This is a genomic window from Massilia eurypsychrophila (genome assembly GCF_002760655.1).
In the GTDB taxonomy this organism is placed as follows: domain Bacteria; phylum Pseudomonadota; class Gammaproteobacteria; order Burkholderiales; family Burkholderiaceae_D; genus JAFCUW01.
On sequence record NZ_PDOC01000004.1, the window covers coordinates 254,824 to 278,420 of the forward strand.

The window sequence follows — 23,597 nt, forward strand, 5'->3', positions numbered from 1 at the left end:
CATGAACGGCATGCTGGCACTCGCGCAGGGCGACACCAGCGCCGCCATCGACGCGCACACCGGCGGCGCCGTTGCCAGCTTGAAGTGGCGCGGCATCGACCTGCTGCGCCCCGCCGGCGAGGGCGCGACGGTGCGCGAGATGGGCATGTTCGTGCTGGCGCCCTACTCGAACCGCATCGGCCTTGGCGCCCTGCCGGGGGAAACGCGGCTGGCTGCCAATTTTCCGGGCGAGCCGCACAGCATCCACGGTTTCGGCTGGCAGCGCGCCTGGCAGGTGTCCGGCGCTGGCGCCGACTGGGCGTGCCTGGAACTGGTTCACGCGCCCGACGAGCACTGGCCGTTTTCGTGCCGGGCCACCCTCAACATCGCACTGCGCACCGATGGCGTGCGCATGCAGCTTTCGCTGCGCAATAACGATACGCGCCCGATGCCGGCGGGGCTAGGGTTTCACCCGTTTTTCCCGGTCGACGCCGCCACCTGCCTGCAGGCGCAGTGGGACGGACGCTGGGAGCTCGACGCGGCCAGACTGCCGACCCACCTGACGACGCTTTCGACCCGGGACGACTTCAGCGCCCCGCGCTCCGTCGGCGGCTGGCAGGTCGACAACTGCTTTACCGGCTGGCCGGGGCGCGCCACGCTCAGTTACGCCCATCACTGCGTGCGCATCGAGGCCGGTCCCGAGTGCCCTTATGTCGTCTGTTTTCGGCCAGCCGACGGGCGGCCGTTCGTCGCCATCGAGCCGGTCAGCCACGTCAGCAATGCCCACCAGCTCGAACAGCGCGGCGTGACAGGCACTGGCCTGCGCTGGCTGGCGCCGGCCGAGACCTTTTCCATCCGCATGGCCATTCGCGCCATGCCCACCACGAGACAGCCATGACCCGTTACCCCAGCCTCACCGACCGCCTTGTCGTCATTTCCGGAGGCGCGTCCGGCATCGGCGCCGCGCTGGTCGAGCATTTCGCACGCCAGAGCGCGCGCGTGGCCTTTTGCGACATCGACGCCGATGCCGGCGCCGCACTGGCCGAGCAGCTGGCCGGCAGCTTGCACCGTCCCGTTTTTTTCGCCTGCGACGTGCGCGACATCGGCGCCTACCAGGCAGCGCTGGCCGCGCTCGAGCAGCGCGCCGGCCCGGTGCGGGTATTGATCAACAACGCCGGCCGCGACGACCGCCACACGCTGGCCGAGCTGACGGTCGACTACTGGGACAACTGCCTCGCGCTCAATCTGCGCCACCACGTGTTCGCGATCCAGCAGGTGGCGCCTGGCATGGCGGCGGCCGGCGGCGGCTCGATCATCAACCTGGGGTCGATCTCGTGGATGCGCGGGCGCCCCAACCTGGTCGGCTACACCGCGTCAAAGGCGGCGGTGTCTGGCATTTCGCGCACGCTGGCGCGCGAGCTCGGGGAATCCAACATCCGCGTCAATGCGCTGGTGCCAGGCGCTATCGTCACCGAACGCCAGGCGGCGCTGTGGCGCAGCCCTGACGATGACAAGACATTCATCGACCTGCAATGCCTCAAGTACCGGCTCGATCCGGGCCACGTCGCGCGCGCCGCCCTGTTCCTCGCCGCGGACGACTCCGACGGCATGACGGGGCAGAACATGATCGTCGACGCCGGCCTGTCGCAGGTCGCCGTATTCGGCTAACACACACCCCAGGAGCCACCATGCTGCAACTGAACGACCCTACCCTCCTCAAGACCGCCTGCCTGATCGACGGCCAGTGGACCGGCGCCGACGATGGCGCCACGATCGACGTCATCAACCCCGCCAGCGGCGCGCTGGTTGCGACCGTGCCGCGCATGGGCGCGGCCGAAACGCACCGCGCGATCGCGGCGGCGCACGCCGCCTTCCTGCTTTGGCGCCAGACCACCGCCAAGGAACGTTCGGTTGTGCTGCGCCGCTGGTACGACCTGATTCTGGCCAACGTCGACGACCTGGCGCTGATACTCACGAGCGAACAAGGCAAGTCGCTGGCCGAGGCGCGCGGTGAGATCCGCTCCAACGCGGCCTACCTCGAATGGTTCGCCGAAGAGGCCAAGCGCGTGTACGGCGACGTGATCGCCCCGCCGTCCAACGACAAGCGCATCGTCGTCATCAAGCAGCCGATCGGCGTGTGCGCCGCGATCACGCCGTGGAATTTCCCCAACGGGATGATCACGCGCAAAGCGGGACCGGCGCTGGCGTCCGGCTGCGCGATGGTGCTCAAGCCGGCCTCCAAGACGCCGCTGTCGGCGCTCGCCCTTGGCGAACTGGCGCTGCGCGCCGGCGTGCCGCGCGGCGTGTTCAATGTCATCACCGGCGGCGCCGAGGCGATCGGCAGCGCCATTTGCGCCGATGAACTGGTGCGCAAGATCAGCTTCACCGGCTCGACCGAAGTGGGTGCCTGGCTCACCCGGCAGTCGGCCGGCACCATCAAGAAGCTGTCGCTCGAACTGGGCGGCAACGCACCGTTCATCGTCTTTGACGACGCCGACATCGATGCTGCCGTCGAAGGCGCACTGCTGTCGAAATACCGCAACAGCGGCCAGACCTGCGTCTGTGCCAACCGCATCTACGTGCAGGACGGCGTCTACGAGCAGTTCGCCGGCAAGCTGGTGGCGCGCGTGCGCCAGCTGAAGGTCGGCGACGGCACCGCTGACGGCGTCGAGCAGGGACCGCTGATCGACCAGAACGCGGTGCGTAAGGTGGAACAGCACATCGCCGATGCGCTGACCAAGGGCGGGCAGCTGGCAACGGGCGGCGCACGCCACGCACTGGGCGGCACGTTTTTCGAGCCGACGGTGATACTCGAGGCAAGCGCGCAGATGCTGGTGGCGCGCGAGGAAAGCTTTGCGCCGCTGGCGCCGCTGTTTCGCTTCGAGACCGAGGCACAGGTGATCGCCATGGCCAACGACACCGAATACGGCCTGGCAGCGTATTTCTACACGCGCGACCTGGCGCGCACCTGGCGCGTGGGCGAGGCGCTGGAAGCGGGCATGGTCGGCATCAATACCGGCATGATCGCCAACGAGGCGGCCCCGTTCGGCGGCGTCAAGCAATCCGGCATGGGACGCGAAGGCTCGCACTACGGCATGGACGACTACCTCGACATCAAGTACTTGTGCATCGGCAGCATATAAACAACTTGGCGATTAAAAAGGCCGCGTAATGCGCGGCCATTTTTTGTCTGCAGCTGGTTCAGAAGTCCTTACGCACACTGATGCCGAAGTAACGCTGATCGTCACGCGGCACGTAGCGCGCGAAGAAACCGCCGCCGTTGACCAGGTTGGTCGCGTACGACTTGTTGGCGAGGTTCTTGCCAACCAGCGTCACGCTCCAGCCCTGCTCCGAGTTGTACAGCGACAGCGTGGCGTTGATGATGCCGAACGCCGGCTGGATCGAATCGGGCGCCTGGCCGATATCGTAGACCACTTCGCTCTGGTAGTTATAGTCGGCGCCGACGTCCGCCATCCAGCCGCCCGATACCGGCATCTTGTAGTTGGCACGCAGGTTGGCGCGCCAGTCGGGCGAGAACGGCAGCGGCTTGCCATTGACGTCGCAGCTGGCCGACGCACCCGGCGGGCAGTTGAAGCTGTCGATGCGCGCCTGGATATTGGCAGCCGCTCCCGACACAGTGAAGCGCGACGAGAACTTGGCCACGAAGTCCATCTCGATGCCCTTGGTGGAAACCGAGCCGGCGTTGATCAGGCGCGTGACGATGGTGCCGGCGACCAGGTCGTTCAGGTTGGCCTGGTAGTTGTCGTACTTGGTATTGAAGGCGGCAAGATTCAGGCGCAGCCTGTTGTTCAGCAGCGAGGACTTCAGACCGATTTCGTAGGAGTTGGACGTCTCCGGCTTGATCGCGATGTTGTCGAACGCCTGCATGTTGAAGAACACGTTGTAGGCTGGTCCCTTGTAGCCCCGCGAGGCGGTTGCGTAGACCATTACATCGCGGTTGATGTCGAACTGAGGACCGATACGGCCCGAGTAACCGGTCACCGAGGTGCTGCCCGCCGCGACAAACGCCGGACGCACGCCAGGAATGGCGGCCAGCTGGGTGGAGGTGCGGTTATGGTCGAACGACAGCTTGTCGCGCGTATAGCGTGCGCCGGCGATCGCACGCAGGTCGCTGCGGAAGTTGAAGGCGCCTTCGCCGAACACCGAAGCGCTGGTGCTGTCGATGCCGTAGGTGGCCACGCCGTTATCGACCGTGGTGGTCGACGGCGTGCACGGCACCAGGCCTGACGGCAGCGCCGCCGCCACGCTGTTGACGCAGCGCGTGACATCGCGCCGGTACGTCTCGGCGTTTTCGGCCTTCATGTAGAACAGGCCGCCGACGTAGTCGAAGAACTGCCCCTTGGGCGAAGCGACGCGCAGCTCCTGGGTGAACTGGTTGAACGACAGGTCGCCCTTGTCGACGGTCTGGGGAAACTGGCGGTACGTCAGGGGCAAACGGTCCTGGTCCTGGTACTGCGTGTTTTCCCATTTGCGGTAGGCCGTGATCGACGTCAGCGCATGCGCGCCGGCGTTCCAGTCCACTTGCGCGGACAAGCCGGAATTATCGTCGGCGACCCTGGTTTCGATTTCGCTGTTGATGCTGCGGTTGGTCTTCGACGGCACCACTGGCGCGACGCCAGCCTGGTACTGGGTGTTGGGCGCACCGACTACGTTGCTCGGGTAGGCGGTGACGGTCAGTCCCACCGGCACGCCGGTCGGTGTGTTGTCGCGCGACTTGACCATGTCGGCGATCAGCGCGATCCTGGTGTCGGGATTGGGCGTGATAATCAGTTTGCCGCGGGCGCCGTTGCGGTCGTAGCCATTGAGCCTGGCGCCATTCGCCACGTTGGTGATGTTGCCGTCGTAGTCGCCGTGCATCAGCGAGAACGAACCGCGCACCACGCCCGGCTTCAATTCGCCAGAAACGCCAAAGCGCGCGCGCTTCTCGTTACCCTGGTAGAAGCCGAGGTCGACGTAGCCGCCGAACTCGGCGCCCGGATCGCGCGTGACGATGCTGATCACGCCGGCCGACGCGTTTTTGCCGAACAGCGTGCCTTGCGGTCCGCGCAGAACCTCGACACGGTCGACGTCGAGCAGGTCCATCGTCGACTGGCCCGGGCGCGCGGTGACCACGCCGTCGATCACGGTCGACACGGTCGGCTCGATGCCGGGCGAAGTCGAAATGGTGCCGACCCCGCGGATGAACAACGACGTGTCCTTGTTCGAGGCGCCCGAGCGGAAGCTGGCCGTCGGCGTTTGCGACGTGATCGCGCCGAGCGTGTTGAGGTTCGATTTTTCAAGCTGGGCGCCGCTGATGACCGTTATCGCGATCGGCACCGTCTGCAGCGGCGCCGGGCGCTTGGTCGCGGTGACGATCACCGTTTCGATCTGGCTCGACTCGGCCGACGGTGCGGCCGGCGCCTGCTGGGCGTGCGCCGGCATGCTGGCCAGGGCTGCCGCGATCAGCGACGGGAGCAGCGCAAGCTCAAGCCTGCGCGGATAGCGGGTACTAGACGTCAACTTCATGGGGTGTCTCCTCCAGTTGGACTGCTTTTCTATACACCACGCGCTTTCGCCTGCATGCGGGCGCCAGCGCCTGGCAACGATGAAACGGCTGCGTCTCGAGGTCGCGGCGATCGTTTTTCCCGTGCTGGCCGTGTCTCCGGCCATGCTTGTGAAACGATCTTATCCAGCGCTCTCGTTTAAGTCAAATGTAATTTATATCATCTATATCAATTAGCGAAGCATGAGCACTCCCGCGAAGACGAATACTGCGATCCACAGTGTCTCGCCCAGCAGCATGGCGACCGGTCGCCAGCCAAGCTGGGCGAGCGCCTGCAGTGACGTTTTCACTCCCAGCGCCGCGATTGCGGTGACCAGGCAGGCGCGCGAGACTGTGTTGAGCAGCTCCACCAGCGGCGGCGGAATCAGGCCGTAGGTATTGGCCAGCATGGTCAGCACGAAGCCGACCAGGAATAACGGCAGCAGCGCCGGCAGGTCGACCTCGGTGCTGGAGCCGCGCGTCTGGAATATCACGCACAGGGCCAGCACCACCGGCACCAGGCAAGCGACGCGGGTCAGCTTGACGATGGTGGCGACGTCGCCCGCGTGGTTCGATATCAGATAGCCGGCGCCGACCACCTGGGCGACATCGTGAATGGCGCCGCCGATGAAAATGCCGCTGGCCTCGCCGTCCAGTCGCGCCAGGTGCACCAGCAGCGGGTAGACGATCATCGCCAGCGTCGACAACGCCGTAACGCCGACGACGGTGAGCAGCGTGAAGCGCTCGTTTTGGCGCGTTTGCGGCAGCACCGCGGCAATGGCAAGGGCGGCCGACGCGCCGCAGATGCCAACCGCGCCGCCGGACAGGATGCCTTCCTGGAGCGGGCGGCGCAGCAGGCGCGCCAGCAGGTAGCCGCAGCCGATGGTCGACAGGACCGCGGCCACCACCAGCGCAATGGTGGTCGCGCCCAGCGACGCCACCTGGGGCAAGGTGATGCGCGCGCCAAGCAGCGCCACGCCGGTGCGCAGCACGCCTTTGCTGCAAAAGTCGATGCCAGGTCGGCACACCGGATCGTTCGACAGGAAGTGGAAGGCGAGACCGATGAAGAGCGCGAACAGCAACTGAGGTCCGCCGTAGCTGCTCGAAATGAACGACGCCGCCAGCGCGATCACGGCGGCGATGACGATGCCCGGCCAGAAGCGCAGCAGCGCGGCAGGCTTCCAGGCCAGCACAGAATTCATCGAAACGACCTTCGGGCTCGTGGGAGTGAGCCAGAGAATAGCATCAATTAAATATAAATGATACAGGTCATCTAGTTGAATTTAAGTACTTGGCAAAAAAGGAAAATGTCGAAAAAAGGCCCGGCGCCCCTTGTGGGGTGGCCGGGCCAGGCTGGCTATGCGTTGCCGTCTTAGTCGGCTTGCTTGCGCAGGAACGCCGGGATGTCGTACGTCTCGACGCCATTGCGCTGCATCGCCTGCACCTGCTCGGAGGCCTGCTCGCGGCGCCACACGGCCGGCTGCTTCATGCCGTCCATGGCGGCGTGACCGCCCACCGACGTCGAACCCATCGTCACGCCGGCCGATGCGTGCAGGCCCGCGCTCGACGCCATCAGCGGCGCGTTGTGCGTACCGGTGCGCAGCATCGGCTGCTGCACCAGCTGCATCGCCTTCTTGCTCTTGCCCAGGCCAGTGGCGACCACGGTCACGCGGATGTCGTCGCCCATGGCGTCGTCGTAGGCGATGCCCTGCGCGATCGATGCATCCGGAGCGGCAAAGGCGCGTACCGCCGCCATCACTTCCTTGATTTCCTTGCCCTTCAGGCCACGGCTGGCGGTCACGTTGACCAGCACGCCGCGCGCGCCCGACAGGTCGATGCCGTCCAGCAGCGGCGAGGCCACTGCCTGCTCGGCGGCGATGCGCGCACGGTCCACGCCCGACGCGGTCGCGGTGCCCATCATGGCCTTGCCCTGCTCGCCCATGATGGTCTTGACGTCGTTGAAGTCGACGTTGATGTGGCCCGGGACGTTGATGATCTCGGCGATACCGGCCACCGCGTTATTGAGCACGTCGTCGGCATGCTTCATCCAGTCGATCATGCTTTCGTCTTCGTAGATCTCCTCGAGCTTTTCGTTGAGGATGATGATCAGCGAGTCGACGTGCTTGGAGAGCTCTTCGAGGCCTTCTTCGGCGATGTCCATGCACTTCTGGCCTTCGTACGAGAACGGCTTCGACACCACCGCCACCGTCAGCGCGCCCATCGACTTGGCGATTTCGGCCACGATCGGCGCGGCGCCGGTACCGGTGCCACCGCCCATGCCGGCCGCGATGAACACCATGTGCGCGCCGCGCAGCGAGTCTTCGATGCGCGCGCGCGATTCTTCGGCCAGCTGGCGGCCGACCTGCGGCTTCATGCCGGCGCCCAGACCCGACTCGCCGATCTGAATCACGTTGTGCGCCGACGATGCAGCCAATGCCTGCGCGTCGGTGTTGGCCGCGATGAACTCGACGCCGGAGACGCCCTTGTTGATCATGTGTTGAACCGCATTGCCGCCTGCGCCGCCGACGCCGACAACCTTGATGACAGTACCCAGTGCTGCGTTATCGACCATATCGAACTCCATGATGAAACTCCTAATCAAAGTGCCGTTTCCAAGCGCCAGGACTCATAGTGGTATGAAACCTGGAGATTGAAAACTGCGTTTGTAAATAAAAAATGTAAGTGTTTGTATTCTTGTTGCAACCGTCTTGCCAATCCGCCGCCAACCCCTGCCGCCGTGCTTAGAAATTCCCTAAAAACCATTCCTTCATCCGCTGCCACACCGCCGTCACCGAACCGTCCTGGCGCGTGACGATATGCCCGCGCAGATACTGCTTTTTCGCTTCCAACAACAGACCGAGCACGGTCGCGTAGCGCGGACTGCGCACCACGTCGGCCAGCTGGCCGCGGTAGTCCGGCGTGCCAAGGCGCGCCGGCTTGAGGAATATGTCTTCCGCCATTTCGACCATGCCCGGCATGATGGCGCTGCCGCCGGTGAGCACGATGCCCGACGACAGCACGCCTTCGTAGCCGGACTCGCGCACCACCTGGTGCACCATCGCGAACAGCTCCTCGACGCGCGGCTCGATGACGGCGGCCAGCGCCTGCTTCGACAGCGTGCGCGGACCGCGGTCGCCCAGGCCCGGCACTTCGAGCGACTGTCCCGGATCTGCCAGCACCTGCTTGGCGACGCCGTAGCGGATCTTGATCTCCTCGGCTTCCGAAGTCGGCGTGCGCAGCGCCATCGCCACGTCGTTGGTGATCTGGTCGCCGGCGATCGGAATGACCGCCGTGTGGCGAATGGCGCCGTCGGAGAACACGGCGATGTCGGTGGTGCCGCCGCCGATGTCGATCAGGACCACTCCGAGCTCTTTTTCGTCGGGCGTGAGCACCGCATCGGCCGACGCCATCGGCTGCAAGATCAGATCGGACACTTCAAGACCGCAGCGACGCACACACTTTACGATGTTCTGCACGGCGGACACCGCACCGGTGACAATGTGCACCCGCACCTCCAACCGGATGCCGCTCATGCCGATAGGCTCACGCACGTCTTCCTGGCTGTCGACGATGAATTCCTGCGGCACCGTGTGCAGCAGCTGCTGGTCGGTCGGGATGTTGACCGCCTTGGCCGTCTCGATCACGCGCGCCACGTCCGTCGCGGTCACTTCCTTGTCCTTGATGGCGACCATGCCGCTCGAATTGAACGAGCGGATATGGCTGCCGGCGATGCCTGCGTAGACGTTGCGGATCTTGCAGTCGGCCATCAGCTCGGCTTCTTCGAGCGCGCGCTGGATCGATTCGACGGTCGCCTCGATGTTGACGACGACACCTTTCTTCAGGCCGCGCGACTCGTGCTGCCCGAGTCCGATCACCTCGTGGCGTCCGTCGGACATCACCTCGGCGACAACGGCGACCACTTTCGAGGTGCCGATATCGAGTCCGACGATCAGGTTTTTAGCGTCTTTTGTCATTTTGCTGTGGCCTAGTGCTTGCTGGTTTTGTTGGTTGTTGAAGTTGTCTTTTTCACGACGGCCTTCACAGGCTTGGTTCCATCTTTCGGCACTGTCAGCCCGGCGGCGGCCAGCGCCAGGCCGTTCGCGTAGCGCATGTCGATCGTGTCGATGCCGCCCTGCACCCGGCTCTCGAGCTGTGGATAAATTCCCACCAGCCGCTGCACCCGGGTACGCAAGGTGGTGTTGTCCTGCTCGCGCCCCAGCGCCACCTGCATGCCGTTATCGAGCTTCACCGTCCACGCATACCGGCTCGACAAACTCAGCGCCGCCGGCACCAGCTTGATCGGCGCGAACCACGCGCGCAGCTCGGCAAACCGCGCCAGCACTTCCTTCTCGCTGCCCTCCGGTCCGGTGAACTCGGGCAGCGGACGGTCGTCTTCCGCCTCCGCCAGGTTCGCCGTGAACACGTCGCCCTTGACCGACAGCAGCCGGCCGTCTTCGCCCCAGGTGCCGAGCGGTTCGTGCTCTTCGACCGACACGATCAGCTGGTCGGGCCACTCGCGCCGCACCGTTGCGCGCCGTACCCAGGGCACCGATTCAAACGCCGTGCGTACCTGCTCCAGGTTCGCGGTAAAAAAATTTCCCTTGATCTTGCCGACCACGCCGTTGCGCAAGGTCAGTTCACTGACCCGCTTGAGCTCGATCTCGTACATGCTGTCGACCCGCACCGTGCGCAGCGAGAACATCGGCCGCTGCGACACCCACCACACGCCCGAGGCGATGCACGCCAGTACCACCAGGGCCATCAGGCCGCTGGCGGTTGCGTTCAGGGCGCGTGCGTCTTGCCACATATGCGATTAACCCTGTTCCTTGACCAGCTTCAGGCGCGCCGTCTTCAGGATCTCGACGCACAGGTCTTCATAGCTCATGCCGACCGCGCGCGCCGACATCGGCACCAGCGAGTGCGTCGTCATGCCCGGCGAGGTATTGACCTCGATCAGGAACGGCTTGTTGTCGACCGCGCGCAGCAGCACGTCGACCCGGCCCCAGCCCTCGCAGTCGAGCGCGCGGTACGCTTCCAGCGCCAGGCGCGCCATCTCGGCGGCGGTGGCGTCGTCCAGCTTGGCCGGGCAGATGTACTGCACGTCGTCGGTAAAGTACTTGTTCTGGTAGTCGTAGTTCCCTTGCGGCGCGACGATCTCGACGACCGGCAGCGCGCGCGCGGTCTTGCCGCGGCCAAGCACCGTGACGGTGAACTCGCGGCCGGTGACGAATTCTTCGGCCAGCACGATGTCGTCGAAGCCGGCGGCGACGTCGTACGCGGCCTGCAGTGCTTCGGCGGCGACAACCTTGGTGATGCCGATGGTCGAGCCTTCGTGCGGCGGCTTGACGATCAGCGGCAGGCCGAGCTCGGCCACCACCTGCGCCAGGTCGGTCGCGCCGTCGAGCGAAGCATACTTCGGCGTCGGCAGGCCCTTCATCAGCCAGATCATCTTGGTGTAGATCTTGTCCATGCCGATCGCGCAGGCCATCACGCCGCTGCCGGTGTACGGGATGCCGAGCTGCTCGAGCGCGCCCTGCAGGCTGCCGTCTTCGCCGAAGCGGCCGTGCAGCGCGATGAACACGCGGTCGAACTTTTCGGCTGCCAGCTCGGCGATGTTGCGCTCGGCCGGGTCGAACGCGTGGGCGTCGACGCCGCGGCTTATCAAAGCGGCCAGCACGCCGGTGCCGGACATGATCGAGACGTCGCGCTCGGCGGAGCGGCCGCCGAACAGGACACCTACCTTGCCAAGTGCTGCTGCGTCAGTGGAGGAAATTTCGCTCACGATCAAGCCTTTGTATAAGAAGTCAGTTTGGCCGGGATGGTGCTGATCGAGCCGGCGCCCATGGTGATGACGACGTCACCGTCGCGCACCGCGCCCATGATCGTCGCCGGCATGTCGGCGATCGACTCGACAAAGATAGGTTCGAGCCTGCCGCCCACGCGCAGCGCGCGCGCCAGCGCGCGGCCGTCGGCAGCGGCGATCGGCGTCTCGCCGGCGGCGTAGACATCGGCCAGCAGCAGCACGTCGGGCGTCGACAGCACCTTGACGAAGTCTTCGAACAGGTCGCGCGTGCGGGTAAAGCGGTGTGGCTGGAACGCCAGCACGATGCGCCGGCCCGGATAGGCGCCGCGCGCGGCCGCCAGCGTCACTTCGGTTTCGATCGGGTGGTGGCCGAAATCGTCGACCAGCGTGAAGCTGCCGGCGCCGCCCGGAATGGCGATGTCGCCGTAACGGGTGAAGCGGCGCCCGACGCCATTGAAGCCGGCCAGGCCGCGCTGGGTGGCGCTGTCGTCAATGCCGATTTCGCGCGCGATTGCAATGGCCGAGCAGGCGTTGGCGACGTTGTGCATGCCTGGCTGGTTCAGCACGAAGTCGGTGTCTTCATAGCCGTCCTGGATGACGGTGAAGTGCATCTGCAGGCCGTTGGCGCGGGCGTTGACGGCGCGCACCTGGGCCAGCGCGGAAAAGCCGTAGGTGGTGACGGGCTTGGAGATGTGCGGAATGATGGCGCGCACGTGCGGGTCGTCGATGCACAGCATCACGCGCCCGTAGAACGGCAGGCGGTGGGTAAAGTGGACGAACGCCATCTTCAGCTTTTCGAAGTCGTGTTCGTACGTTTCCATGTGATCGGCGTCGATGTTGGTGATCACTTCGATCATCGGCGCCAGGTTCAGGAACGACGCATCCGATTCGTCCGCCTCGACGACGATGTAGTCGCCGGTGCCCAGCTTGGCGTTGGCGCCGGCGCTATTGAGCTTGCCGCCGATGACGAAGGTCGGATCGAGCCCGCCTTCGGCCAGCACCGAGGCGACCAGGCTGGTGGTAGTGGTCTTGCCATGGGTACCGGCAATGGCGATGCCGCGCTTTAAGCGCATCAGTTCACCGAGCATGATCGCGCGCGGCACGATCGGGATCATCGCGGCGCGCGCGGCGATCACTTCCGGGTTTTGGTCGTTGACCGCGGTGGAAGTGACGACGGCGTCGGCGCCTTCGACGTTCTTGGCGTCGTGGCCGAGCGTGACGATGGCGCCCAGGCTCTCCAAGCGCAGGCTGGCGGCATTGCTGCCCAGGTCAGAGCCCGACACGTTGTAGCCGAGATTGAGCAGCACTTCGGCGATGCCGCTCATGCCGCTGCCGCCGATGCCTACAAAGTGGATGTTCTTGATCTTGTGTTTCATTTGGAGTCCGCTAATTTTTCGAGTATGTCGGCGATGGCGTCATTGGCGTCGCGCTTGCCGACCGCCTGCGCGGCGATCGCCATCTGGCGGCAGTCGTCGCGGGTCAGCGATTCGAGCAGCTGCACCACGCGCGCCGCGTTCAGTTCCTGTTGCGGCAAATGGATCGCCGCCTTTTGCGTCGCCATCCACTGCGCGTTGTCGCGCTGGTGGCTGGTGGTGGCGGCGACAAACGGCACCAGCACGCTGGCCACGCCGGCCGCCGTCAGCTCCGACATCGTGATGGCGCCGGCGCGGCAGATCACCAGGTCGGCTGCCGCGTAGGCGGCGCCCATGTCTTCGATGAAGTCGACCACGTTCGCTTCGACGCCGGCGTCGAGGTACGACTTGCGCAGCGCATCGATGTTCTTCTTGCCCGACTGGTGGGTGACGATCGCGCGCGTCGCTTGCGGCATCAAGGCCAGCGCCGCCGGCACGCTGTCGTTGAGCGCCTTGGCGCCGAGGCTGCCGCCGACGACGAGGATGCGCAGCGGACCGTCGCGGCCGTCGAAGCGGCCTTGCGGCGGCGCGACGTCGAGGATCTCCTTGCGCACCGGGTTGCCGGTGACGCTGGCCTTGCCGGCGGCGCGGCCGAAGTCGGCCGGGAAGCCGAACAGCACGCGCTGCGCCAGCGGCGTCAGCGTCTTGTTCGACAACAGCAGCGCGGCGTCGGCGTTGACCAGCGCCAGCGGAATGCCGCGCAGGCGCGCCATCAGGCCGCCCGGCACAGTGACGTAGCCGCCCATGCCCAGCACCACGTCGGGCTTGCGGCGCGAGATGATGCGCAGGCAGCTGGCGAAGCTGACGGTCAGCTTGAAGGCGCCGGCCAGCGTGTGCTGCAGGCCCTTGCCGCGCATGCCGGAAAAGTCGATGGCGTCGAGCGGAATGCCGTGCCTGGGCACGATGTCCTGCTCCATGCCGAGCGAGGTGCCGAGCCAGCTCACTTCCCAGCCGCGCGCGCGCATTGTCTGCGCAATCGCGATGCCGGGGAAGATATGACCGCCGGTGCCGGCCGCCATGATCATCAGGCGCTTCATGGGCGACCTCCGCGCATCAGCACCCGGTTTTCGTAGTCGATGCGCAGCAGGATCGCCAGGCCGACGCAGTTGATCACCACGCCGGTGCCGCCGTAGCTCATCAAAGGCAGGGTCAGGCCCTTGGTCGGCAACAGGCCCAGGTTGACGCCCATGTTGATGAATGTCTGCACGCCGAGCCAGATGCCGATGCCCTTCGCGGCGAGGCCGGCGAAAGTCTGGTCGATGGCGATTGCCTGGCGGCCGATGTCGAAGGCGCGCTTGACGAGCCAGTAGAACATCGCGATCACGACCAGCACGCCGACCAGGCCAAGTTCTTCGCCGATCACGGCGAGCAGGAAGTCGGTATGCGCTTCCGGCAGGTAGTGCAGCTTTTCGACGCTGCCGCCCAGGCCGACGCCAAAGATCTCGCCGCGGCCGAAGGCGATCAGCGAGTGGGTCAGCTGGTAGGCCTTGTTGAGCGCATTGTCTTCCTGCCACGGGTCGAGATAGGCGAACATGCGCGCGCGGCGGAACGGCGACAACGCGATGATGGCGGTGAAGATGAGCACCAGCAGCGCGCCGATGCCGCCGAACCAGACCGCGTTGATCCCGCCCAGAAACAGGATGCCCATCGCGATGCAGACGATGACGCCGAAGGCGCCCAGGTCGGGTTCAAGCAGCAGCAACAGGCCAACCAGGCCGATCGCGCCGGCCATCGGCAGGAAGCCCTTGGTCAGCTTGTGCATGTATTCCTGCTTGCGTACCGTGTAGTCGGCCGCATACAGCACCGCCACAACCTTCATCAGTTCGGACGGTTGCAGCTTGATGAATTTCAGGTCCAGCCAGCGGCGCGCGCCGTTGACCGAATAGCCCAGTACCGGCATGAACACCAGCGCCAGCAGCACCAGGGTGGCGACGAACAGCCATGGCGCATAGCGCTGCCAGGTGGCGATGCGCACGCGGAAGACGAACAGGCCGGCCAACAGGCCCAACGAGATGAAGGCGGCCTGGCGGGTCAGGAAATAGGTGTTCTTGTAGGCGGCGAACTTGGGCGAGTCGGGCAGCGAGATCGAGGCCGAGTAGACCATCACCATCCCGAACAGCATCAGCAGCAAGGTGACCCAGACCAGCGGCTGGTCGTACTCCATCATTTTCGACGGCCGCGCGCGGCTGCTGCTTAACGCATCAGCGGACGAGCCGGCAAACTTGAATGGGAGCTGGAAGGCCATCAGAGGTCCTGGCCTTTCGACAGCGCGATGTCGCGCACCGCGTCGACGAACACCTGCGCGCGATGGGCGTAGTTGGTGAACATGTCAAGGCTGGCGCAGGCCGGCGACAGCAGCACGGCGTCGCCCGGCTGGGCCAGCGCGCTGGCGCGCAGCACCGCGTCGGGCAGCGAGCGGCAGTCGATCAGTTCGACGCCGGACGGCTCGAGCGCGACGCGCAGCTTCGGCGCGTCGCGGCCGATCAGCAGCACGCTGCGCACGTAGCGCGACGCCGGCTCGGCCAGCGGATCGAAATCCTGGCCCTTGCCGTCGCCCCCGGCGATCAGCACGATGCGCTGCTGTTCGCCGCCGAACGCCTTGCCCAGGCCGACCAGCGCGGCCACGGTGGCGCCGACGTTGGTTCCCTTGCTGTCGTCGTAGTAGTCGACGCCGTCGATGGCGGCGACCAGTTCGACGCGGTGCGGCTCACCCTTGTATTCGCGCAGGCCGTGCAGCAGTTGCGCCATCGGCAGGCCGATCGCCCGGCACAGCGCCAGCGCGGCAAGTGCGTTGGTGGCATTGTGCACGCCGCGGATGTGCAGCGCGTCGGCCGGCATCAGGCGGTTGACGATGGCCTCCACCGGCTCGGCCACTTCGTTTTTCTTGCGCTTCTTGTCGCTCTCTTCGCCGGGCGTGGCCATTGCCAGCCACAGCACGCCGCGCTCTTGAACCAAGCCGAAGTCTTCGGCCTGCAGCGGCGCGCTGGCGCCAAAGGTGACCGCAGGCGCAGTCGCCGACGCCATCCGCATGACGGCGGCATCATCGCGATTGAGCACGCGCACGGTGTGCTCGCCGAAGATGCGCGCCTTGTCGTTGGCGTAGGCGGCCATGTCGCCGTGCCAGTCGAGATGGTCCTGGGTCAGGTTCAACACGGTGGCGGCATCGGCTTCGAGGCTGAAGGTCGAATGCAGCTGGAAGCTCGACAGCTCGAGCACCCATGCCTGCGGCAAAGGTTCTTGCTTTACCTCTTCGTCCCGCAGCGCTTCGCGCAGCACGTCCAGCGCGGCCGGGCTGATGTTACCGGCCAGGCGGGTGCTCAGGCCTGCGCGCTGGCACAGCAGGCCGGTCAGGCTGGTGACGGTGGTCTTGCCGTTGGTGCCGGTAATCGCAATGACTTTCGGCGCGTAGCCGCGTTCGAGCTTGAGCGCAGCGAGCGCCTGGGCGAACAGTTCGATCTCGCCCCACACCGGGATGCCGCGCGCGCGCGCGCTCGGCACGATGCCACGCAGTTCGCGCTGCGGGCCGAGGCCCGGGCTGAGGGTGACGAAGTCGACGCCGTCGAGCAGCGCGTCGTTGAATTCGCCGCAGACAAACTCGACGCCCTCGACCGCGGTGCGCAGCGCATGCAGGCGCTGCGGCTCGGTGCGGGTGTCGGCCACGCGCACGCGCGCGCCGCAACGGGCCAGCCATTGCGCCATCGCCAGCCCGGATTCGCCGAGGCCGAGCACGAGTGCCTGTTTGCCCGCGTAGTTCATCAGCGCAGCTTCAAGGTGGACAGGCCGACCAGGACCAGCATCATCGTGACGATCCAGAATCGCACGACAACCTTGGTCTCTTTCATGCCCAGTTGTTCGAAGTGGTGGTGCAGCGGCGCCATGCGGAACACGCGCCGCCCTACCCCGTAGCGCTTCTTGGTGATCTTGAACCACGCCACCTGGATGATCACCGACAGCGTCTCGGCGACGAACACGCCGCCCATGATGAACAGGACGATCTCCTGGCGCACGATGACGGCGATGGTGCCGAGCGCGCCGCCGAGCGCCAGCGCGCCGACGTCGCCCATGAACATCTGCGCCGGGTGCGCGTTATACCAGAGGAAGGCGAGACCGGCGCCGGCCATCGCGCCGCAGAAGATCAGCAGTTCGCCGGCGCCCGGGATGTGCGGAATGAAGAGGTAGCGCGAGTAGGTGGCAGAACCCGTCAGGTAGGCGAACAGGCCGAGCGCCGAGCCGACCATCACGGTCGGCATGATCGCCAGGCCATCGAGGCCGTCGGTGAAGTTGACGGCGTTGCTGGTGCCGACGATGACGCAGTAAGTGAGCGCGATGAAGCCCCACACGCCGAGCGGATAGCTGATGGTCTTGACGAACGGGACGATCAGGTCGGCCTTTGGCGGCAGGTCCATCGAAAAGCCCGACTGCACCCACGCGTAGAACAGCTCCCATACCTTGGCTGTGTTCGGCGCCGACACCGAAAACGCCAGGTACAGCGCGGCCGCGACGCCGATCAGCGACATCCAGAAGTATTTTTCGCCCGAGCGCATGCCTTCGGGATCCTTGTAGACGACCTTGCGGTAGTCGTCGGCCCAGCCGACGGCGCCGAAACCGAGCAGGACGACCAGCACCGGCCAGATCAGCCGGTTGGAGAAATCGCACCACAGGAACACCGAGATGCCGATCGAGATGATGATCAGCACACCGCCCATGGTCGGGGTGCCGTGCTTGGCCAGGTGGGTCTCGGGACCGTAGGTGCGCACCGCCTGGCCGACCTTCATGCGGGTCAGCCAGCGGATCACGTACGGGCCGGCGCCAAGGCCGATGACGGTCGCGGTAATCGTCGCGAACACCGCGCGAAACGTGATGAAGTTAAAAATACGCAGAGGACCCAAGTCCTGCTGAAAGAATTGTGCGAGCCAGAGCAGCATGTTAGTGGGCGTCCTTGCCAGTGTTTTGGGATCCAAGCAGGTGTTGGACTACGCGTTCCATTTTCATGAAACGCGAGCCCTTCACCAACACAGTCGCGTCAGAGTTACTGCCCAGTTCTATATCCAGTGCGGCCAATAATTCCTCAAACTGTTCAAAATGCCGCGCGCCGGCGGCCGTCATGTGGCGCGTCAGTTCGCCGGTCACCAGCACCGCGTCGATAGCGCGGCTGGCAGCGTAGGCGCTGATTTCTTCGTGAAACTGCTGGCCCTGGGTGCCGACTTCGCCCATGTCGCCCAGGACCAGGATGCGCGGCTGCGGCGCCTGCGCCAGCACGTCGATCGCCGCGCGCACCGAATCGGGGTTGGCATTGTAGCTGTCATCGATAACTGTTGCGCCGTTCGCGCTTCTATTGTGCTGCAGTCGGCCCGACACCGGCGCGAACGCTTCGAGCCCGCGGACAATGGCCTCCTGCCTGACGCCGGCGGCCAGCGCGCAGGCAATTGCGGCGAGCGCGTTGCGCACGTTATGCAGGCCGGCGGCGGCCAGGTTGATGTCGAAATGCTGCTGTTCCTGCCCGCCGATGCGCACCGATACCGACAACGCGCTGCCGAAGTCCTGGACGGCGTGGGTGCAGCCGACGTCGCACTGGCCATCGAGACCAAAGGTGATCGAGCGGCGCTGGTCGGCCAGCCGCGCCCACAGCGGCGTGTAGACGTCGTCGCCCGGGTAGACGGCGATGCCGTTTTTCGGCAGGCCGGCCAGCACGGCGCCGTTTTCGAGCGCCACCGCTTCGACCGTGTGCATGAATTCCTGGTGCTCGCGCTGGGCGTTGTTGACCAGGCCGACAGTCGGCGCGGCGATGGCGGTCAGGCGCGCGATCTCGCCCGGGTGGTTCATGCCCAGTTCGACCACTGCCGCCTTGTGCTCGGGCGTCAGGCGCATCAGGGTCAGCGGCACGCCGATCTCGTTATTCAGGTTGCCGCGCGTGGCCAGGCGGCCGTCTTCGCCGTGGGCCGCGGCCAGGATCGCCGCGATCATCTCCTTGACCGTGGTCTTGCCGTTGCTGCCGGTGACGCCGATGACCGGAATGGCGAATTTGCTGCGCCAGAAATTGCCGACCTGGCCAAGCGCGGTGAGCGTGTTGGGAACAACGATTGCCGGCAAGGTCCAGCCGGCCGGCAGCGCTTCGACGATGACGGCGGCAGCGCCCTTCTCGGCCATCTGCGGCAGGAAGTGGTGGCCATCGAAGTGCTCGCCGCGCAGCGCGACGAACAGGGAACCGGGCGCCAGGTTGCGGCTGTCGGTGGTGACGCCGTCGAACGGGGCGTTGTGGGTCATGCGGGCGCCCGACAGCGAGGCGACCAGTTGGGCCAGCGAAGCGCGCATCAGTTAGTCCTCATCATGGTGACCCGGGCGGCCAGCGCCAGGGCGGCGTGGTCGGCGTCGGAAAACGGCATCTTGCGGCCCTTGATTTCCTGGTAAGGCTCGTGGCCCTTACCGGCCAGCAGGATCACGTCGCGCTTGGCGGCGTGCTTGACGGCCGACAGAATCGCGGCGGCGCGGTCTTCGATCGCCTGGAATGTCGACTGCGGGTGCGCGGCATCCATGCCGGCGACGATCTGGGCGATGATCGCGGTCGGATCTTCGCTGCGCGGATTGTCGCTGGTGACCAGCACGTGCGCGGCGATCTGGGCGATCGCACCCATTTGCGGGCGCTTGCCCGGATCGCGGTCGCCGCCGCAGCCGAACACGCACCACAGCTGGCCGCCGCGTTCCTGCGCCACCTGGCGCAGCGTCAGCAGCGTCTTTTCCAGCGCGTCCGGCGTGTGGGCGTAGTCGATGACGACCATCGGCGCTTCCTGACCGCCGACCTGCTGCATGCGGCCCGGCGCGGGCGTGAGCGCTTCGATGGCGTCGACCGCGGCGCGCAGCGCCACGCCCTTGGCCATCAGCGCGCCGAACACCGCCAGCGCATTGCTGATATTGAAGTGACCGACCAGCTGGGTCTTGACGGTGGCGCTGCCGTAGGCGGAATCGAGGTGGAAGTCGGTGCCCGAATTACGGCTCTTGAACTGCGAGGCGCGCAGCATGGCGACACCAGCCAGGTCCGGCTGGGCGGCGCGGTCCTGCAGCGTGTAGCCCATCAGCGGCAAGCCGGGGTTGGTCGCCTGCAGGTGCGCAACCAGCCGGTGGCCGGCCGGGTCGTCCAGGTTCAGTACCGCCGCCTTCAGGCCAGGCCACTCGAACAGCTTGACCTTGGCCGCTTCGTAGCTGGCCATGTCGCCGTGGTAGTCGAGGTGGTCGCGCGTGAGGTTGGTAAACAGCGCGACGTCGAAGTGCATGCCCAGCGCGCGGCCTTGTTCGAGGCCGATCGACGACACTTCGATTGCCAGTGCGGTGGCGCCGGCGTCGCGCGTGGCGGCGAGTTTTTCGGCCAGCAGCACGGCGTCGGGCGTGGTGTAGCCGGTGACGTCGAATTCAGGCTCGGCGCGCCCCTTGAACATGCCGACGCCGAGGGTGCCGATCACCGCGGTGGTGTGGCCAAGGCGCGCCAGGGCCTGGCCGATCCACACGGCGCACGAGGTCTTGCCGTTGGTGCCGGTGACGCCGACGGTGAACATGGCGGCGTCGGGCATGCCGTGGCAGGCGTGGGCGATCGGGCCGGCGTTCTTTTTGAGGTCGGGCACGGCCAGGTGCGCGACCCGCCAGGCCGGGTTCCAGGCGAAATCTTTCTGCTCGAAGACTACCGCGCTAGCGCCCTGGGCGATGGCGGCTTCGACAAAGTCGCGGCCGTCGCCGGCTTCGCCCGGATAGGCGAAGAAGACGTCGCCGGCGCCTACGCGGCGCGAGTCCGACGCCAGCCTGGCGCCAGGCGCGGCGACGGCGATCCAGCTACAGACATCCTGATGGCTGATGGCAGTGCTCACATGCCCTCCTCGAGAGGATTTTCCGGAATGATGATGTCGGTGACGGTCGAATCGGGCGGCACGTTGGCCGCGCGCAGCGCGCTGGTGGCCAGCGCGGCGAAGGTCGGCGCGGCGACGGCGCCGCCGGTGTGGGCGGCGGTGGTCGGCTCGTCGATCATGACGGCGATGACGAAGCGCGGGTTCGACATCGGCGCGATGCCGACGAAGTTGCCGATGTATTTGGTGTGCGAGTAGCGGCCGTTGACCAGCTTTTGCGCGGTGCCGGTCTTGCCGCCGACACGGTAGCCTGCCACCTGCGCCTTCGACGCGGTGCCCTCCGGGCTGACGACGCTTTCGAGCATCACGCGCATTTCGCGCGCCGTCTTGGAGGAGATCACGCGCTGGCCGACCGGGTTCTCGCTCACCTTCTGGAACGACAGCGGAATGATGTCGCCGTCGCGCGCGAAGATCAGGTAGGAGCGCGCCAGCTGCAGCAGCGACACCGAGATGCCGTGACCGAACGCCATGTTGGCCTGCTCGATCGGCTTCCACGCTTTATATGGGCGCACGCGGCCGGCGACGGCGCCGGGAAAGCCGAACTTGGGCTGCTGGCCGAAACCGGACTTGGTGAACAGTTCCCACATTTCTTGCGGCGGCATCGGCAGCGCGATCTTCGCCATGCCGATATTGGACGACTTCTGGATGATCTGCGACACCGTCAGCTGCGGCTTCGGATGCGAATCGTGAATCGTGTCGGAGCCGATCTTCATCGCGCCGGGCGTGATGAACAGGGTGTCCGGGCGAACCCGGTTGGTCTCGAGCGCAAGCGCGGCGGTGAACGGCTTGAGCGTGGAACCGGGCTCGAAGGTATCGGTCATGACGCGGTTGCGCAGCTGGTCGCCGGTCAGCGCCCGGCGGTCGTTCGGGTTGTAGGCCGGCCAGTTGGCCAGCGCCAGCACTTCGCCGGTATGGACGTCGAGGATCACCGCGGCGCCGGCCTTGGCCTTGAATTTTTCGACCGCTTCCTTGACGTGCGTGAAGGCGATGAACTGCAGCTTGCTGTCGACCGACAGTGTCAGGTCCTTGCCGTCGCGCGGCTCGCGCGACAGGCCGACATCTTCGACGATGTTGCCGAGGCGGTCCTTGATGACGCGGCGGCTGCCGACGGTGCCCACCAGCGTCTTCTGCTGCGCCAGTTCCATGCTCTCCTGGCCGATGTCCTCGACGCTGGTAAAGCCCACCAGGTGGGTCATCACTTCGCCCTGCGGATAGAAGCGCTTGTATTCCGGCCGCTCGACCAGCCCCTTGATCTCGAGCTTCTTGACCTGCTCGACGACGTCCATCTCGACCTGCCGCTTGAGGTAGACGAAGGTGCGGTCGGAGTCGAGCTTCTTGCGCATCTCGGCTTCCGGCATCTCGAGCAGCTTGGCCAGCGCGCGCAGCTTTTCCGGCGGCGAGGTAAGCACGACGTCCGGAAACGCCCATACCGCCCGCACCGGCAGCGACGACGCCAGCACCTGGCCATTGCGGTCGGTGATCTTGCCGCGGGTGGCAGGCAGTTCGATGGAGCGCTCGTAACGGCTCTTGCCCTGACTTTGCAGGAACTGGGTCGACACCGCCTGCAGCCACATGGCGCGGCCGGCCAGCGCAACGAACGACGCGAACAGCACGAACAGCACCACGCGCGAACGCCAGGTCGGCAGGCGAACCGCCAGCACCGGGCTTTTCGAGAACGCCACGCCTTTCGAGGCAGCGACCCGCGATCCGTTTGCGCCGTTCCCGCCGCGCTTCATTTGGCGCCTTCCGTCAGATACTGGGTGCGCGCCGGCGTCAGCGGCGTCATGTTCAAATCGGTGCGCGAGATCTGCTCGATGCGGGCGTGCTTGCCGAGCGTGGACTGGTCGAGCTGCAGCTGGGCCCAGTCGATGTCGAGCTGGCGCGCCTGCTGCTGCAAGCTCTCGAGGTCGATGAACAAATGGCGCGCCTTGTACTGCGCGCTCACCACCGACAGCGCGCACGCCACCAGCGCGGCCAGCAGCACCAGGTTGATCTTGGCGTTCATTGGGCGCCTTTCGACGGCAGCCGTTCGGCCACGCGCATCACCGCCGAACGGGCGCGCGGGTTGGCGTCGACTTCAGCATCGGACGGCTTGATCTTGGCGACGAGCTTCATCAGCGGCTGCGGCAGGTCGACCGCGCGGATCGGCAGGCGGCGGTCGGGCTGCTCGACCTTGGCTTTGCTGGCCAGGAACTGCTTGACGATGCGGTCTTCCAGCGAATGGAAGCTGATGACGACCATGCGCGCGCCGGGCGCGAGCATGGCGTACGCCTCGCTCAGGCCTGCCGCAAGGTCTTCAAGCTCCTGATTGATGAAAATCCGGATAGCCTGAAAGGTACGGGTGGCCGGATCCTTGCCCTTTTCCCGAGTCTTGACCGCGTTTGCCACGATTGCGGCAAGCTGTCGTGTGCTTGAAATTGGTTCGACTGCCCGGCGAGCAACAATCGCCTTTGCAATCTGAAAAGCAAACCGTTCTTCCCCATAATCGCGTATCACCTTTTCCAGTTGTTGTTCGGTTTCGACGGCCAGCCATTGCGCCGCCGACACGCCGCGCGTGGTATCCATCCGCATGTCGAGCGGGCCGTCGTTGCGGAAGCTGAAGCCGCGGGCGGCGTCGTCGACCTGTGGCGACGAGATGCCAAGGTCGAGCAGGATGCCGTCGACCTGGGTCACGCCGCGCGCGGCCAGCGCGCTGCGCATGGTGGCAAAACTGTCATGGACGATCTCGAAGCGCGCATCGTCGATCTGCCCTGCGGTGGCGATCGCCTGCAGGTCCTTGTCGAAGGCGAACAGGCGGCCGTTGGCGCCCAGCTTCGACAGGATCAGGCGGCTGTGGCCGCCGCGGCCGAAGGTGCCATCTATATAGATGCCGTCGGCGCGCGCGCCGCCCAGGTTGAGCGCGTCAACCGCTTCGTCGAGCAGCACCGTCCGATGCTGAAACTCGGGCACCGCCACTGGGGTCATCGCGGCGC

At 65.8% G+C, this 23,597-nt stretch carries 19 protein-coding genes; 3 read left to right on the plus strand and 16 right to left on the minus strand.

Going from position 1 to position 23,597, the window contains the following annotated elements; genetic code table 11:
* The first annotated feature begins 1 nt into the window (after position 1).
* Genes CR105_RS09130 through CR105_RS09140 form a run of 3 tightly spaced genes read left to right on the plus strand, consistent with a single transcriptional unit; the run spans position 2 to position 3,122 of the window.
* Positions 2-877: an aldose 1-epimerase gene (locus CR105_RS09130; RefSeq protein WP_099788122.1), complete on the plus strand. Its 876-nt coding sequence runs from the start codon at positions 2-4 to the stop codon at positions 875-877.
* Entirely contained in the window at positions 874-1,647 is a 774-nt protein-coding gene (locus CR105_RS09135) for an SDR family NAD(P)-dependent oxidoreductase (RefSeq protein WP_099788123.1), read from the plus strand. Before CR105_RS09130 ends, CR105_RS09135 begins: the two co-directional genes overlap by 4 nt.
* 20 nt (positions 1,648-1,667) lie before the next feature.
* Positions 1,668-3,122, plus strand: coding sequence for an NAD-dependent succinate-semialdehyde dehydrogenase (locus tag CR105_RS09140; protein WP_099788124.1), 1,455 nt, complete (start codon positions 1,668-1,670; stop codon positions 3,120-3,122).
* A 58-nt stretch (positions 3,123-3,180) separates the two neighbouring features.
* On the opposite strand, the gene CR105_RS09145 is transcribed toward CR105_RS09140, so the two are convergent.
* From CR105_RS09145 to rsmH, 16 genes are all read right to left on the minus strand, one after another.
* Entirely contained in the window at positions 3,181-5,505 is a 2,325-nt protein-coding gene (locus CR105_RS09145) for a TonB-dependent receptor (protein ID WP_099788125.1), read from the minus strand.
* Between the two features lie 210 nt (positions 5,506-5,715).
* Positions 5,716-6,723 (minus strand): YeiH family protein, encoded by a 1,008-nt coding sequence (locus CR105_RS09150; protein ID WP_099788126.1) that lies wholly within the window; start codon positions 6,721-6,723, stop codon positions 5,716-5,718.
* 170 nt (positions 6,724-6,893) lie between these two features.
* On the minus strand, positions 6,894-8,105 hold the full coding sequence (ftsZ, locus tag CR105_RS09155; protein WP_099788127.1) for a cell division protein FtsZ: 1,212 nt from the start codon (positions 8,103-8,105) through the stop codon (positions 6,894-6,896).
* 157 nt (positions 8,106-8,262) lie between these two features.
* The gene (ftsA, locus tag CR105_RS09160; protein ID WP_099788128.1) at positions 8,263-9,495 is read right to left on the minus strand and encodes a cell division protein FtsA; all 1,233 of its coding nucleotides are present in this window, start codon (positions 9,493-9,495) and stop codon (positions 8,263-8,265) included.
* 11 nt (positions 9,496-9,506) lie between these two features.
* The gene (locus tag CR105_RS09165; protein WP_099788129.1) at positions 9,507-10,328 is read right to left on the minus strand and encodes a cell division protein FtsQ/DivIB; all 822 of its coding nucleotides are present in this window, start codon (positions 10,326-10,328) and stop codon (positions 9,507-9,509) included.
* Positions 10,329-10,334: 6 nt separating this feature from the next.
* Positions 10,335-11,303 (minus strand): D-alanine--D-alanine ligase, encoded by a 969-nt coding sequence (locus CR105_RS09170; protein ID WP_099788336.1) that lies wholly within the window; start codon positions 11,301-11,303, stop codon positions 10,335-10,337.
* Positions 11,304-11,305: 2 nt separating this feature from the next.
* The gene (gene murC, locus CR105_RS09175; RefSeq protein ID WP_099788130.1) at positions 11,306-12,700 is read right to left on the minus strand and encodes a UDP-N-acetylmuramate--L-alanine ligase; all 1,395 of its coding nucleotides are present in this window, start codon (positions 12,698-12,700) and stop codon (positions 11,306-11,308) included.
* Positions 12,697-13,773: an undecaprenyldiphospho-muramoylpentapeptide beta-N-acetylglucosaminyltransferase gene (gene murG / locus CR105_RS09180; RefSeq protein WP_099788131.1), complete on the minus strand. Its 1,077-nt coding sequence runs from the start codon at positions 13,771-13,773 to the stop codon at positions 12,697-12,699. The genes murC and murG overlap by 4 nt, the downstream gene beginning before the upstream one ends.
* Positions 13,770-14,981, minus strand: coding sequence for a putative lipid II flippase FtsW (gene ftsW, locus CR105_RS09185; protein WP_099788132.1), 1,212 nt, complete (start codon positions 14,979-14,981; stop codon positions 13,770-13,772). The genes murG and ftsW overlap by 4 nt, the downstream gene beginning before the upstream one ends.
* Positions 14,981-16,492 carry a UDP-N-acetylmuramoyl-L-alanine--D-glutamate ligase gene (murD, locus tag CR105_RS09190; RefSeq protein ID WP_099788133.1) on the minus strand — a complete coding sequence of 504 codons (1,512 nt, stop codon included), beginning with the start codon at positions 16,490-16,492 and terminating at the stop codon, positions 14,981-14,983. Before murD ends, ftsW begins: the two co-directional genes overlap by 1 nt.
* Positions 16,492-17,661, minus strand: coding sequence for a phospho-N-acetylmuramoyl-pentapeptide-transferase (gene mraY, locus CR105_RS09195; RefSeq protein ID WP_099788134.1), 1,170 nt, complete (start codon positions 17,659-17,661; stop codon positions 16,492-16,494). Before mraY ends, murD begins: the two co-directional genes overlap by 1 nt.
* Position 17,662: 1 nt before the next feature.
* The gene (locus tag CR105_RS09200; RefSeq protein WP_099788135.1) at positions 17,663-19,048 is read right to left on the minus strand and encodes a UDP-N-acetylmuramoyl-tripeptide--D-alanyl-D-alanine ligase; all 1,386 of its coding nucleotides are present in this window, start codon (positions 19,046-19,048) and stop codon (positions 17,663-17,665) included.
* Entirely contained in the window at positions 19,048-20,589 is a 1,542-nt protein-coding gene (locus tag CR105_RS09205) for a UDP-N-acetylmuramoyl-L-alanyl-D-glutamate--2,6-diaminopimelate ligase (protein ID WP_229413781.1), read from the minus strand. Before CR105_RS09205 ends, CR105_RS09200 begins: the two co-directional genes overlap by 1 nt.
* A complete protein-coding gene (locus tag CR105_RS09210; protein WP_099788136.1) occupies positions 20,586-22,361 on the minus strand; it encodes a peptidoglycan D,D-transpeptidase FtsI family protein in 1,776 nt (591 codons plus the stop codon). Before CR105_RS09210 ends, CR105_RS09205 begins: the two co-directional genes overlap by 4 nt.
* The gene (gene ftsL / locus CR105_RS09215) at positions 22,358-22,630 is read right to left on the minus strand and encodes a cell division protein FtsL (RefSeq protein ID WP_099788137.1); all 273 of its coding nucleotides are present in this window, start codon (positions 22,628-22,630) and stop codon (positions 22,358-22,360) included. The genes CR105_RS09210 and ftsL overlap by 4 nt, the downstream gene beginning before the upstream one ends.
* The gene (gene rsmH, locus CR105_RS09220; protein WP_099788138.1) at positions 22,627-23,589 is read right to left on the minus strand and encodes a 16S rRNA (cytosine(1402)-N(4))-methyltransferase RsmH; all 963 of its coding nucleotides are present in this window, start codon (positions 23,587-23,589) and stop codon (positions 22,627-22,629) included. Before rsmH ends, ftsL begins: the two co-directional genes overlap by 4 nt.
* Positions 23,590-23,597 lie beyond the last annotated feature (8 nt).